Origin of the sequence: Paraburkholderia sp. BR10872 (assembly GCF_040965835.1) — a bacterium.
GTDB classification, from domain to species: Bacteria; Pseudomonadota; Gammaproteobacteria; order Burkholderiales; family Burkholderiaceae; genus Paraburkholderia; species Paraburkholderia nodosa_A.
Genome location: NZ_JBFRCN010000017.1, coordinates 12,678 through 25,520, shown reverse-complemented (window position 1 = coordinate 25,520; position 12,843 = coordinate 12,678). Strand labels below are relative to the sequence as shown.

Annotated in this window: 10 protein-coding genes and 2 pseudogenes; 10 read left to right on the top strand and 2 right to left on the bottom strand. The window is 60.5% G+C overall.

The genetic code is table 11. From position 1 onward, the window contains the following. The first annotated feature begins 86 nt into the window (after positions 1 to 86). The 10 genes and pseudogenes from AB4Y43_RS15485 to AB4Y43_RS15440 all read left to right on the top strand — a co-directional run. Positions 87 to 1,637, top strand: coding sequence for a sugar ABC transporter ATP-binding protein (locus AB4Y43_RS15485; RefSeq protein ID WP_368728155.1), 1,551 nt, complete (start codon positions 87 to 89; stop codon positions 1,635 to 1,637). Further along, positions 1,630 to 2,661, top strand: a complete 1,032-nt coding sequence (locus tag AB4Y43_RS15480) for an ABC transporter permease (protein WP_342922409.1) — start codon at positions 1,630 to 1,632, stop codon at positions 2,659 to 2,661. The genes AB4Y43_RS15485 and AB4Y43_RS15480 overlap by 8 nt, the downstream gene beginning before the upstream one ends. A gap of 53 nt (positions 2,662 to 2,714) precedes the next feature. Next, on the top strand, positions 2,715 to 3,662 hold the full coding sequence (locus tag AB4Y43_RS15475) for an ABC transporter substrate-binding protein (protein WP_342947057.1): 948 nt from the start codon (positions 2,715 to 2,717) through the stop codon (positions 3,660 to 3,662). An 82-nt stretch (positions 3,663 to 3,744) separates the two neighbouring features. Continuing rightward, positions 3,745 to 4,761 (top strand): aldo/keto reductase, encoded by a 1,017-nt coding sequence (locus AB4Y43_RS15470; RefSeq protein ID WP_368728154.1) that lies wholly within the window; start codon positions 3,745 to 3,747, stop codon positions 4,759 to 4,761. A 134-nt stretch (positions 4,762 to 4,895) separates the two neighbouring features. After that, positions 4,896 to 5,906 (top strand): zinc-binding alcohol dehydrogenase family protein, encoded by a 1,011-nt coding sequence (locus tag AB4Y43_RS15465; protein ID WP_368603353.1) that lies wholly within the window; start codon positions 4,896 to 4,898, stop codon positions 5,904 to 5,906. Between the two features lie 31 nt (positions 5,907 to 5,937). Next, entirely contained in the window at positions 5,938 to 7,095 is a 1,158-nt protein-coding gene (locus AB4Y43_RS15460; RefSeq protein WP_368728153.1) for a mannitol dehydrogenase family protein, read from the top strand. Then, a complete protein-coding gene (locus tag AB4Y43_RS15455; RefSeq protein ID WP_368728152.1) occupies positions 7,092 to 8,618 on the top strand; it encodes a UxaA family hydrolase in 1,527 nt (508 codons plus the stop codon). The genes AB4Y43_RS15460 and AB4Y43_RS15455 overlap by 4 nt, the downstream gene beginning before the upstream one ends. 203 nt (positions 8,619 to 8,821) lie before the next feature. Continuing rightward, positions 8,822 to 9,160 (top strand): L-rhamnose mutarotase, encoded by a 339-nt coding sequence (locus tag AB4Y43_RS15450; RefSeq protein WP_342947182.1) that lies wholly within the window; start codon positions 8,822 to 8,824, stop codon positions 9,158 to 9,160. 481 nt (positions 9,161 to 9,641) lie between these two features. Next, positions 9,642 to 10,961, top strand: coding sequence for an alginate lyase family protein (locus tag AB4Y43_RS15445; RefSeq protein ID WP_368728151.1), 1,320 nt, complete (start codon positions 9,642 to 9,644; stop codon positions 10,959 to 10,961). Between the two features lie 98 nt (positions 10,962 to 11,059). Then, a pseudogene (locus AB4Y43_RS15440) lies at positions 11,060 to 11,149 on the top strand (adenylate/guanylate cyclase domain-containing protein); the annotation flags it as partial. A 145-nt stretch (positions 11,150 to 11,294) separates the two neighbouring features. On the opposite strand, the gene catA reads toward AB4Y43_RS15440, so the two are convergent. Next, positions 11,295 to 12,230, bottom strand: coding sequence for a catechol 1,2-dioxygenase (gene catA / locus AB4Y43_RS15435; RefSeq protein ID WP_368728150.1), 936 nt, complete (start codon positions 12,228 to 12,230; stop codon positions 11,295 to 11,297). A 63-nt stretch (positions 12,231 to 12,293) separates the two neighbouring features. Then, positions 12,294 to 12,489: pseudogene (locus AB4Y43_RS15430) on the bottom strand (muconolactone Delta-isomerase). Between the last annotated feature and the right edge of the window lie 354 nt (positions 12,490 to 12,843).

Here is a 12,843-nt window from a genome sequence, read left to right as displayed (position 1 = left end):
TTGACCAATAACTTGGTTTGCCGTCTAATCCGTCTCAATTGGACTGACCAGCGCGAAGCCAGGTCGGCCGTGTCAAAGGAGACGAGATGAGCGCGCCCAACGGGCTGCCCAGCCTGGATGCAGAACTCCATAAGCCACCGAATGAGGAGATCCTTCGCCTCGAAGGGATCGGAAAGCGCTTCCCGGGTGTGATCGCGCTCGATGGCATCAACCTCGATCTGCGCTGCGGAGAGGTCCACGCCATTTGCGGCGAAAACGGGGCGGGCAAGTCCACGTTGATGAAGATCATCAGCGGGCAATACCGACCGGACGTCGGTCTGATCCGCTATCGCGGCGAGGCCGTGCAGTTCCTCTCGACTTCCGAAGCGCAGACCGCAGGCATCGCGATCATCCATCAGGAACTGAACCTGGTGCCGCATCTGAGCGTGGCGGAAAACCTCTATCTGGCGCGGGAGCCTAAACGCGGGCCCTTCGTCGACACGCGCAGGCTCAACGCGGATGCAACGCGTTGTCTTGCACGCATCGGGCTGGATGTGGCGCCCACGACGCTGGTCGGGACGCTCTCGATCGCGCAGCAGCAGATGGTCGAAATCGCCAAGGCGCTTTCGCTCAACGCTCAGGTACTGATCATGGACGAGCCCACGTCGTCCCTCACGGAATCGGAAACAGTCCAGCTTTTCCGGATCATCAAGGAACTGCGCGCCGAAGGCGTGGCGATTCTCTACATCTCGCATCGGCTCGACGAGATGGCGCACATTGTCGATCGCGTCACGGTTCTGCGCGATGGCCGCCACATCTCGACCGATGACTTCTCTGCGCTGAGCGTCAACGATATCGTTGCGCGCATGGTCGGTCGCTCGCTCGAGGACGCCTATCCGGCCAGACAATCTTCTCCTGCCGAAGAGGTGCTGCTGAGCGTGAAGGATCTGCACCGCAACGGTGTGTTCGGCCCTGTTTCTTTCGAGCTGCGCAGAGGCGAGATTCTCGGATTTGCCGGCCTCATGGGCGCTGGCCGCACCGAGGTTGCGCGCGCAATCTTCGGCGCTGACAGGCTGGATAGTGGAACGATCACGCTTCATGGTCAGCCGGTGAACATCCGCTCACCGAGAGAGGCCATCCGGCACGGGCTCGCCTATCTGTCCGAAGACCGGAAGAGGGAGGGCCTCGCCCTGATGATGCCGGTTGCCGCGAACATCACGCTGGCAAATGTGCGCGCCATTGCGTCACGCACGGGCTTCCTGCGCTTTCGGGAGGAGCACCAGGTCGCCGAACGATACGTCAAGGAACTGGCGATCCGGACACCATCGGTCAATCAGATCGTGCGCAATCTTTCCGGCGGCAACCAGCAAAAGGTCGTGATCGGCAAGTGGCTCTATCGTGGCTCAAAGATCCTCTTTTTCGACGAGCCGACACGCGGTATCGACGTTGGCGCGAAGTTCGCCATTTACGGGTTGATGGACCGGCTTGCCGCAGAGGGCGTCGGGGTCGTGCTGATCAGTTCCGAATTGCCCGAACTGCTCGGCATGACGGATCGGATTGCCGTCTTCCACGAGGGCTGCATGACTGCGGTTCTCGATACCGCACATACCAGTCAGGAGGAAATCATGCACTACGCCTCGGGGCGCACCCATGCTTGAAATGACATCAGACTCGACCCAGGCCGCGAGGCAGACCGCCCAGCAACGGCGCCGCGACCTTATCCAGAAGTTTGCTGCATTGGGCAGCCTGATCGTGCTCCTGGCGGCATTTTCTGTAACGAGTTCGGCATTCTTCTCGGTCGGCAACCTGATGACTGTCTGCCTGCAGGTGACGTCCATCGCCTATCTCGGCGTTGCGGCTACGTGTGTCATCATCACCGGCGGCATCGACCTCTCGGTCGGCTCCGTTCTTGCGCTCGCGGGAGTTTCCGCAGCACTACTGACAAAGGCTGGCGCGCCCGTGCCGGTTGCGATGCTGTGCGGGGTACTGGTCGGCGCGCTGTGCGGGACTGTCAACGGAATCTGCGTGACGCGTATGGGGTTGCCGCCGTTCATTGCGACACTGGGCATGATGCTCGTCGCGCGGGGTCTGGCGCTGCAGATCACCGGCGCGCGCCCGGTTTCAGATCTGGGCGACGCGTTCGGAGCACTCGGAAACGGGGCGCTGTTTCGCGTCTCCCATATTGGCGCGGACGGATTTCCGGACACAACGTTTCCGGGTATCCCTTATCCGGTCGTCATCATGATCGTCCTGTTCGTCGCAGTCTCGGTGTTGCTGTCAAAGACCTCGCTTGGCCGCCACATATACGCGGTGGGCTCGAACGCGGAAGCAGCGCGGCTTTCCGGCGTGAACGTTCAAGGCGTGACGCTTTTCACGTACGTCCTCTCCGGCGCCATGGCTGGGGTGACGGGCTGTGTGTTGATGTCCCGACTCGTCACCGGGCAACCCAACGAGGGTGTCATGTATGAGCTCGACGCGATTGCCAGTTCGGTCATCGGCGGCACTTCGCTGATGGGCGGCGTGGGGACGATCTCGGGAACGGCAATCGGGTCGTTCGTCATCGGTGTCCTGCGCAACGGACTCAACATGAACGGCGTATCGAGTTTCATCCAGCAGATCATCATCGGCGTCGTCATTCTCGGCACTGTCTGGATCGACCAGTTGCGAAATCGCAAGCGGTAATCACACGTAGTTCAACCACCATACGAAGTTCAACCACAAGAGAGGAGCGAGACATGCGAAAGCTTTCCCTGCTGACGGTATCGGCGATGTTGTGTGCAGCGTTCAGTACCGGCGCATATGCTGCAGGCGGCGAGATCGCCGTGATCGTCAAGACGGTCAACTCGAACTACTGGCAGAACGTGCAGAAGGGTGCGAACGCGGCGCTTGCCGAAACGAAGGGCTATACGATGACCTTCCAGGGGCCGGCCGCCGAGTCGGACATCGCCGACGAGGTAAACATGGTCGAGAACGCGGTCAACCGGCACGTGGCAGGTATCGTGCTGGCGCCTTCCGATCCTGACGCTCTCGTGCCTGCCATCAAGAAAGCCTGGGAAGCACATATCCCGGTGGTGCTGATCGACTCGGCAATCTCGGACTCAGGCAAACCGTATTACCAATCGTTCCTCTCGACCGACAACGAGAAGGCGGGCGAACTATGTGCCCAGGCATTGATCGCTCGCGTAGGACAGACGGGCAAAATTGCAGTCATGTCGTACGTGCCCGGCGCCGGATCGGAAGTTGGCCGGGTAGGCGGCTTCCGTAGATACATCGCGGCCCATTCGAAGCTGCAGATTGTCGGACCTTACTACTCGCAGTCGCAGATGGCGACAGCGCTGAACCAGACGACCGATGTGCTGTCCGCGAATCCGGATCTGAAGGGCATCTTCGGCGCGAACGAACCGACCGCGGTTGGCATGGGACGCGCGCTCAAGCAGGCAGGCAAGGCTGGCAAGCTGGTGGCGGTCGGTTTCGATGGCAATGAGGATCTGCAAGGCTTCGTTCGCGACGGCACCATCCAGGCGATTGCCGTTCAGGGGTCGTGGCAGATGGGGAGCAAGGGAATCCAGACGGTGGTCGGCGTCATCGAACACAAGCCTGTCGCGAAGCTGGTTGATACCGGTGTCGTCATGGTCGACAAACCGAACCTCGACTCTCAGGAAGCGAAGAACGTCCTCTACTGATGGTGGCCGATCTGCGACGAAGCCATTTGGCCCGTCGCAGGGAGCCTTCACGGTATTCCCCTGACACCTGCCTCCCCGGTTTATGAACGCTTCCGAAAAACGCGCCTTACCGCGCAGCGGCCTCGAACTGACCAGGCTTGGCCTTGGCTGCTCCCAGCTTGGCGGGCTCTACCGTGCCATGTCGGCCACCGATGCCTGCGCATTGGTCGACGCCGCCTGGTCCGCAGGCCTGCGCTACTTCGATACCGCGCCGTATTACGGCTATACACTCTCCGAGCGGCGCGTCGGGCAGGCACTCGCGGCGCGTCAGCGCAACGCTTTCACATTGAGCACGAAAGTGGGCCGTTTGATGCGCCCCGATGTCGGTGTCGAGCCCGGTGACGATGGCTGGGCCGAACCGCTGCCGTTTCGCCCCGTGTTTGACTACAGCTACGAGGGCATCATGCGCTCGTACGAAGATAGCCAGCAACGCCTCGGCCTCGCGCAAATCGATATCCTGTATGTCCATGACATCGGCAGTCTGACTCACGGCGATCGACATACGCACTACTGGAGCCAACTTACGGCCGGCGGTGGGTTTCGCGCGCTCGAGGAGCTACGCGCAGGCGGCGAAGTCCGCGCAGTCGGCCTTGGCGTCAACGAGTGGGAAGTCGCCGTTGATGCTTTGAACGAAGCGCCGCTCGACGTCATTCTGCTGGCCGGCCGGTACACCCTGCTCGAACAGGACGCGCTGGAGCCGCTGCTCGATCGCTGCACCCGCGTAGGCACAGGCGTCGTCGTGGGCGGGGTATTCAATTCCGGCGTACTCGCTGGCAACGGCAAGTTCAACTATTCGGATGCGCCAGCCGAAGTCGTCGGGAAGGTGCGTCGCCTTTCCGCTCTATGTGAGCGCTTCAATGTTCCACTTCCTGCAGCGGCGCTGCAGTTTCCATTCGCGCATGACGCTGTCGTTTCCTGCGTGATCGGTGCGCGTAGTGTTTCGCAGCTGCAGCAGAACATCACGTGGCTCGAACAACCCGTGCCAGCGGACTTCTGGGGCGCGCTTGGCCAGGAAGGGCTGATCGTCCCAGATGCGCCGGTTCCCGGGAGTCGTCAATGACGCCGCGCGTCGACGCACACCAGCACGACGGGTGCAACGAAGCACGTGCCAGCCACTGGCCTCCACGCGACCTGGATGCGAACTATCGGTGCACACCGAGCCACCATACCTGACCTGATCGTGAGGATATCAACATGCTTAGCGTGATCTGCGAATCACCCGGGGTACTGCGCGCCGAGGAGCGTGATCTGCCCGCGCGAGGTGACGGCGAAGTACTGATGCGGGTCAGCCGTGTCGGGATTTGCGGTACCGATCTGCATATTTTTACCGGCAGTCAACCCTACCTCCAATACCCGCGCGTAATGGGTCATGAGCTGTCCGCTGTGGTCGTCGAGGCGGAACCTGACTCGGGGTTCGCGGCTGGCGACGGCGTCTACGTCATGCCCTATCTGTCGTGTGGACACTGCGTCGCATGCCGTCAAGGCAAGACGAACTGCTGCGTCAACATCCAGGTGCTGGGTGTGCATCGCGATGGCGCACTGACCGAGTATCTCAGCGTGCCTGCGCAGTTCGTGCACAAGGCGCAAGGGGTCTCGCTCGATCAGGCGGCCATGCTCGAATTTCTTGCCATCGGCGCACATGCCGTGCGGCGTGCCGATGTGTCGCCCGGTCAACGGGTGCTGGTGGTTGGGGCTGGCCCGATTGGCATGGCGGCGATGATCTTTGCCAGGCTGCGCGGTGCCACGGTCGTTTGTCTGGACACGCGCGCGGACCGCCTTGAATTCTGCACGTCGCATCTGGGCGTCGATGCAACGGTCGCGGTGGGCCCGGACGACGTGGCGCAACTCGCATCGCTCACGCATGGCGAGTTTTTTGATGTGGTCTTTGACGCGACCGGCAACATCGACGCGATGAACCGCGGCTTCGCCTTCGTCGCGCATGGCGGGAAATACACCCTCATCTCGATCGTGCCGGGTCAGGTGACATTCTCCGACCCGGAATTTCATAAGCGCGAGACCACGTTGCTTGCAAGCCGCAACGCTACCGCCACCGACTTCGAAACCGTGCTGGAGGCGATGCGTGCGGGCCGCATTCCTGACCAGGCGTTGAATACGCACCGCATGCGCCTTGACGAGGTGCCCGACGCATTTCCGCGATTGCTGGAACCCGGGCAGACCGTTGTCAAGGCGTTGGTCGAATGTTGAATTGCACGGCGAAACAATCAGGACAGGCAGCATGAGCACACCCATTCTTCAGTTTGGCACCAGCCGGTTTCTGCTGGCCCATGTCGCCTTTTTCGTATCGCAGGCCCTTGAGCGCGGCGACGCGATCGGCGCAATCGCCGTTGTGCAGACCACGGGCAATCCGTCGAGCCGAGCGCGAGTTGCCGCACTTGCGCATACACGCAGTTATCCCGTCCGCATTCGGGGCAGGGAAGGCAGTGTGGCGATCGATCGCGTCGTCGATTGCCACGCCGTCCAGAAGGCGTGGGTCGCCGATCTTGACTGGGCAGACATTCGTCGCGTCATGATCGAGGAGGTGCGGGTCATTGTCTCGAACACGGGCGATGCCGGTTACCGGCTTGACGACCGGGATTCGGCGGACATGCTTGTTGGCGACGAACAGGTGCCGCACAGCTTTCCGGTGAAGCTGATGGTTCTCCTGCATGCACGTTGGCAGGTGCGTCCCGATGATGGTGTGTCGATCTTTCCCTGCGAACTTGTCGAGAACAATGGCAACACGCTTCGCGATATCGTGCTCGGCGTGGCACGGCGATGGGGAATGCCGGCGACGTTTGTCGGGTATCTGCAGCATAGCTGCGTCTGGGTAAACTCACTGGTCGACCGGATCGTGTCCGAGCCGATCGACCCGGTCGGCGCGATCGCGGAACCGTATGCGCTATGGGCCATCGAGCGGCGTACAGGCATGGAGTTGCCATGTGTGCACGAGCAGATTGTCGTGACAGACGACCTGCGTACCCATGAGCGTCTGAAGCTCTTCTTTCTCAATCTCGGCCACAGCTGGCTCGCCGATCGGTGGATCAACGAGCGCCGCCCGTCGAATGAAACGGTGCTGGTGGCGATGAGCGATCCCCGACTTCGGGACGGTATCGAGGGAGTCTGGCACGAGGAGGTCCTGCCGGTGTTCGACGCATTGGGCCTGCACAGTGCCGCGGCGCGCTACATCGAAAATGTGCGCGACCGGCTGCTCAATCCCTGGTTGGCTCATCGTATCGCGGACATTGCGATCAATCACGGAGAAAAGGTCAGACGGCGAATAAAGCCGTTGATCGAACTCGCGGATTCGTTGTCGCTTACGTCTACACAGCCGCGCTTGCGAAGCATGCTGGCCGCGCAGAACCGCCTGGACGCTATAGGGGGGCACGCATCATGAACGTGGAGACGTTTCTGGTGCTTCACCGTGAAGACAACGTTGCAGTTGCGCTTCGCGCGCTGGATGCAGGCACGCAGATCGATACGAATGGGCAGCAGGTTCAGGTCTTGACGCCCGTGCCAGCCGGTCACAAGGTGGCGATACGGAACATCGCCCGCGGCGCGTCCGTGACAAAGTATCAGCAGACGATTGGCGTTGCGCTATGCGACATCGCTGCGGGCGAACACGTTCACGTACACAACGTCGCCATGCCTGAACGTCATGGGAGTGGGCAGTCGGGCCACGAAACGGCGCTTCGGGCTGCAGAGATCGACCGCTCCGACACGTTTCAGGGATTCGTGCGGCCGGACGGTCAGGTAGGAACGCGCAATTACATCGGCGTTATCGCGAGCGTCAACTGCTCGGCCAGTGTTTGTCATGCGATAGCGGATGCGTTCCGGGCGGCAGCCATGGAGGCCTTCGGAAACGTGGACGGCGTTGTCGCGATTACGCACCAGAGCGGATGCGGGATGTCGGCCTCCGGTGACGGAATCGCGATATTGCGTCGGACACTGGCCGGTTATGCGCGCAATCCCAATTTTGCGGCCGTGCTGTTTGTCGGACTGGGTTGTGAGGTCAATCAGGTCGAGGATCTCGCGGCATCGTTGCGAGCGGGCCATGACGGGTCGATCAGAACGCTCGTCATCCAGGACGCAGGCGGTGTCCGCGAGGCGGTGACGCGGGGAGCCGCGATCGTACACGAACTGCTCGAAGTGGCAGATCGGGCCGTGCGCACAACAGTACCTGTGGCGCGGCTAAAAATCGGGCTGCAGTGCGGCGGTTCGGACGGGTACTCGGGAATCACCGCCAATCCCGCGCTCGGCGCGGCGGTCGACCTGATCGCACGCAATGGCGGCACCGCAATCCTGTCGGAGACGCCGGAGATTTACGGGGCAGAGCATCTGCTGACGGCACGGGCAGCGTCGGATGACGTCGCCGCGCGTCTGCTCGCGAAATTGCGGTGGTGGGAACGCTATGCGGCAGAAAATGGCGGCGAAATGAACAACAACCCGTCGCCCGGCAACAAGGCAGGTGGCATCACAACGATTCTTGAAAAGTCACTGGGAGCAGTCTCGAAAGCAGGCGGCACCATACTGAACGCGGTCTACGACTACGCAGAGCCGGTATCTGAAAGCGGCCTCGTATTCATGGACACGCCGGGCTACGACCCGGTGTCGGCTACGGGGCAGATAGCGGGAGGGGCCAACCTGATCTGCTTTACGACTGGACGCGGCTCAGTCTTCGGTTCCAGGCCGGCTCCCACCATCAAGATCGCAACCACTACGCATCTGTTCGAGCGAATGCGCCCGGACATGGACTTCAACAGCGGCGACATCGTCGACGGTCGTCTGAGCGTCGAGGAAGCAGGGATGCAACTGTTCCAGTTCATTCTGGAGGTCGCATCGGGAAGGCGAACGCGCAGCGAGGAAAACGGAATCGGTGATCGCGAGTTCGTTCCCTGGCTGCGGGGAGCGATCATGTAACGGACGATGCCCGGGTATGGTATGCGGGGAGCGGAGATGGACTTCACCTCTTACGGCGATTCGGCGCTAGCGGTTAGCAATGCGACTGTGATAGATGAGGTTAGCGATTCACTTGACGGCATGCATGGAACGCCATACGGCAGCAAGCCACGCAAGGCGTGATCCCAGACTGAATGACTGCGGCACTTAAAACAGGAGTGATCGTGCGTTACTGCTTCGCCCTGGACCTGAAAGAAGATCCTGAGCTTATTACCCGTTATGAAGAACTTCACCGCCAGGTTTGGCCTGAAGTGATCCGGCACATACGAGACCAGGGTGTTCTGGACATGGAGATTTACCGTCTGGGAACCCGATTGCTCATGGTGATGGAAACAGACGACGCAATATATGACGCTGCCAGGATGGCGACTGCTGCTCAAAATAACCCCGTGGTCCAGCGGTGGGAGACGTTGATGTGGCAGTTTCAGGCGCCCACACCGTGGACGCCGTCCGGACAGAAGTGGATGGCGATGAGCCGGATATTCGACCTGGCACAGCAATAGAATCGCCGGAGAACGTAGCGCGGCGAAGGAATAAGAAGGAATAAATCAGGCTCATCGAGGACAGTGAACATGCCGTGGACAAACGGTGAGGCGCGTACGACGGGGGAACGGTATGTTCAAAGGCTTGACTTTCCGATCCAGCGTTACGCATGTGCTTGCCGCGTTCTTTGCGATTCCCCATGCTACCGCGTCAGCCGACCTCTCTTACCTGTGCTGATTCAGATGTGGATCGGAGAGGAGGGACTCTGGCTGCACCGTCAATGCTGCCTGTAATTCCAACCTCATGCAGGCCTTGGGAACGATGCGTCGACTGACCTCAGTCCAGTGTGCGAAACACAAACGTTTTGGAGCGCATCCAAACGCAGTAAGGCCGTGCCACGCGGCCCCGTGGATTATCGATTGCCCGACGGCCGGACGTCGTGACGCCTCGCTTGTTTGTGCTTCGTGTCCCGACAGTGTCAACGATTTTCTCGAATTCTCGTTGATTGAGTACGGGTTCAGCCTTCGCAACAAAGCGGGGGTAGCCATTCATTCAAGACTTGAGCTTCTTCTGCTGATGTCCAGAAAATCGATACTCATCGCATCAATCGGCGCCATGAACATCCTCGCGGCCTGCGTCTCTCAACCGGTTCACCACGACGCTAGCGGAGACGCGAAGCACACTGTGGTGGCCGTGCAAACAACGACTGGTATCGAGACGAAGCCGTTCGCACATCCGGGCCTGCTGCACAGTGAACAGGACTTTCAGCGCATGCGAGTCAACGTGGCGCAGGGAAAGCAGCCATGGCTGCAAGGTTGGCAGCGCTTGATCGCCAATCGTCACGCGTCGCTGGACTGGAAGGCAAGTCCCCAGGATGCGATCTATCGCGGCGAGGATCCCGAGCATGCGCAGAATTATTCGTCTTTGTTCAACGATGCAGCAGCGGCCTATGCGCTCGCGCTGCGCTGGAAAGTCTCGGGCGACGATGCCTATGCCGGCAAGGCCATCGCCATCCTGAATGCCTGGTCGCATAGCCTGAGGAAGATCGAGGGGAGTTCGGACAAGTTCCTCGCCTCCGGGATCTACGGCTACGAACTGGCTAACGCCGCGGAAATCCTGCGCACGTCGCCGCAATGGCAAGCGGCAGATTTTCATCGCTTCCAGTCGATGATGATTACTGTGTTCTATCCGATGAACCAGGACTTCCTGACCCGTCACAACGGCACGAAGGTCGATCACTACTGGGCGAACTGGGATCTTGCCAACATGACATCGATGCTGGCGATCGGCGTGCTCACCGACCGTCGGGACATCTATTCCGAAGCGGTCGAGTATTTCAAGCACGGCGCAGGCAACGGTTCCATCGAACACCTCGTCTGGAAGTTGTATCCGAACGGGCTCGGTCAGGTTCAGGAAAGCGGCCGCGACCAGGGACACACCATGCTCGACATCGCATTGGCGGGCGCGTTCTGTCAGATGGCCTGGAATCAGGGAGACGATCTGTTCGGATACGACCACGATCGTCTGCTGAAGGGAGCCGAATACGCTGCCCAATACAACCTGGGACATGAAGTGCCTTACACCCTGTATTCCGACAGTCTCGCGACACAGCTCGTGATTTCGCCTGCATCGAGAGGCAATACGCGGCCAATCTGGGAGTTGCTCTACAACCACTACGTGGTGTTGAAGAAACTCAAGGCGCCGGGCGTTGCCGAACACGCGCAGCGGGTGCGTCCGGAAGGCGGCGGTGGCGACTACGGCTCGACCAGCGGCGGCTTCGACCAACTTGGGTATGGCACGTTGACGTACACCCTCAAGTAAGTGATCCTCTTGCGTTTCCCGGCTCAGACCTAGCGTGAATTTTCCGGGTTTGTCCCACTTGGGTGTGCCCAAAGACTAGTCCAGGTGATGGCTAGGGCCTCCAATTGCGTATTGGCATCAATAGCGGACCCGTGGTCGGTGTCATCGGCAGGCGAAAGTTCATCTATGAGTTGTGGGGCGCTGCAGTCATCAATCCGGCATTTAGCCGATCTCACGTCTTCTGCGGTCGATCTTCGTACGTGGGTTTATATAGCCGGCGTCGCGCGGGCAGCAGCGGCCAATTCACTTCACTGACCGGCAGCAGCGTTGCGGCGCCGCCGCCGGCCCGGCCAATTACGCCGTGGCTGAAGTGCGAAGGCGATTGACGATCTGGTTATCCTTGCCCTGTACCAGCGGGGTCAGGGAAATGTTGAATTCGATGTCCTTGTACGTGTCGGCCTTCAGGCCCAACGCCGTACCGCCGGTCTTTTCCACGACGTGAGGAATCAGGTCTTCACGCGTGGCATAGGCGAAATCGTCCCAGATCAGCGGATCGCCTTCGATGTTGAATTGCGTCGTCAGCTTGCGCTGGCTCTCGCTGGTGACAAAGAAATGCACGTGTGCCGGACGGTTACCGTGACGCGCGATTTCGTCCAGCAATTGCTGCGTCGCGCCTTGGGGCGGACAGCCATAGCCGACCGGCATCAGGGTGCGGAATTCGTACTTGCCATCCGCGCCGGTTCTGACCGCGCCGCGCAGGTTGAAGTTGCTTTGCGCGCCCGTCGGGTCGAAGTGCGAGTAGAAACCCTTCGAATTCGCGTGCCAGCATTCGACCACGGCACCAGCGACCGGCTTGTCATCCGGACCGGTGACGGTACCGTGGATGATGAGCGGGCCCGCATCGGCGTCGGGATCGATGTCGATCTTCGAAATGCCATCGCGTAGGGGTGCGCCCGCCACATACAACGGACCTTCGATGGTTCGCGGAGTACCGCCGTCAATGCCGATCGCCTTGTCGGATGCGTCCATGCGGATGTCGAGATACTTTTCCAGACCGAGGCCTGCGGCCAGCAGTGCCGCTTCACCGTCCTGGCCGAGCTTGTTCAGATAATTGATGCCGGTCCAGACTTCGTCGGGCGTAATGTCGAGATCGTCGATGGCCTTGAAGAGATCGCCCAGCAGGCGGTGGACGATCTGCTTGAAACGTGCGTTACCGTCGTTGCTATCGACATTGGTGGCTGCCCTCAGCAGTTCCTGCACTTCCTTGGTTTCGAATACGCTTACGCTCATGACTACTGTCTCCAGTTGGTATGGGGGGAATGACACGGGTGGGTGGGGCATCCCTTAAAACGTTCACGCGTCGCTGTCACGCACCGACGACGGATGGCGACACAAGGGGGTTACTTCAATCTCCATGTACGGGAACAGCGGTAGCGCGCAGGATGTCGAGCTCCTGCGAGTACGTTTTCTCGCGCGCCTTGATTTCGTTAGCGACATCGGCCGGCATGTTGGCGGGAAATTTCACATCCATCCGTACGTGGAAAAGCATGGTCCAGCGTCCTCGTGTCAGGGGTAGGGATTATCGGGTGACCTTCATGAGGCCATCGCGCGTGAAGCGTTTGACTCTCGCTTCGTCCAGTTCGATGCCGAGGCCGGGCCCATTGGGCTCGGTCAGGATCTCTTATGTACGTGGAATCCGGTGGACATGAGCCCGCGGGCTTAAACCCGGCGTCTGTAGCCCGGATGCGCATGTTGGGGCACTGACGGCATTAGATATCCGGGCGCGCGCGGGCGCTATCCGTCTACTGGACACTCGCTATCCGTTTATTCCGGCGCGGTCGTGAAACGCCAGGCGCCGGCCGGTTGGGCGGCGTCGCGAAGACGCGTCCAGCAAAGCGGAAAA

Excerpts from the sequence above, each read along its gene's own strand:
- AB4Y43_RS15480 (WP_342922409.1), top strand. The coding sequence starts at position 1,630 with ATGCTTGAAATGACATCAGACTCGACCCAGGCCGCGAGGCAGACCGCC.
- AB4Y43_RS15485 (WP_368728155.1), top strand. The coding sequence starts at position 87 with ATGAGCGCGCCCAACGGGCTGCCCAGCCTGGATGCAGAACTCCATAAG.
- AB4Y43_RS15470 (WP_368728154.1), top strand. The coding sequence starts at position 3,745 with ATGAACGCTTCCGAAAAACGCGCCTTACCGCGCAGCGGCCTCGAACTG.
- AB4Y43_RS15475 (WP_342947057.1), top strand. The coding sequence starts at position 2,715 with ATGCGAAAGCTTTCCCTGCTGACGGTATCGGCGATGTTGTGTGCAGCG.
- AB4Y43_RS15465 (WP_368603353.1), top strand. The coding sequence starts at position 4,896 with ATGCTTAGCGTGATCTGCGAATCACCCGGGGTACTGCGCGCCGAGGAG.
- AB4Y43_RS15455 (WP_368728152.1), top strand. The coding sequence starts at position 7,092 with ATGAACGTGGAGACGTTTCTGGTGCTTCACCGTGAAGACAACGTTGCA.
- catA (WP_368728150.1), bottom strand. The coding sequence starts at position 12,230 with ATGAGCGTAAGCGTATTCGAAACCAAGGAAGTGCAGGAACTGCTGAGG.
- AB4Y43_RS15460 (WP_368728153.1), top strand. The coding sequence starts at position 5,938 with ATGAGCACACCCATTCTTCAGTTTGGCACCAGCCGGTTTCTGCTGGCC.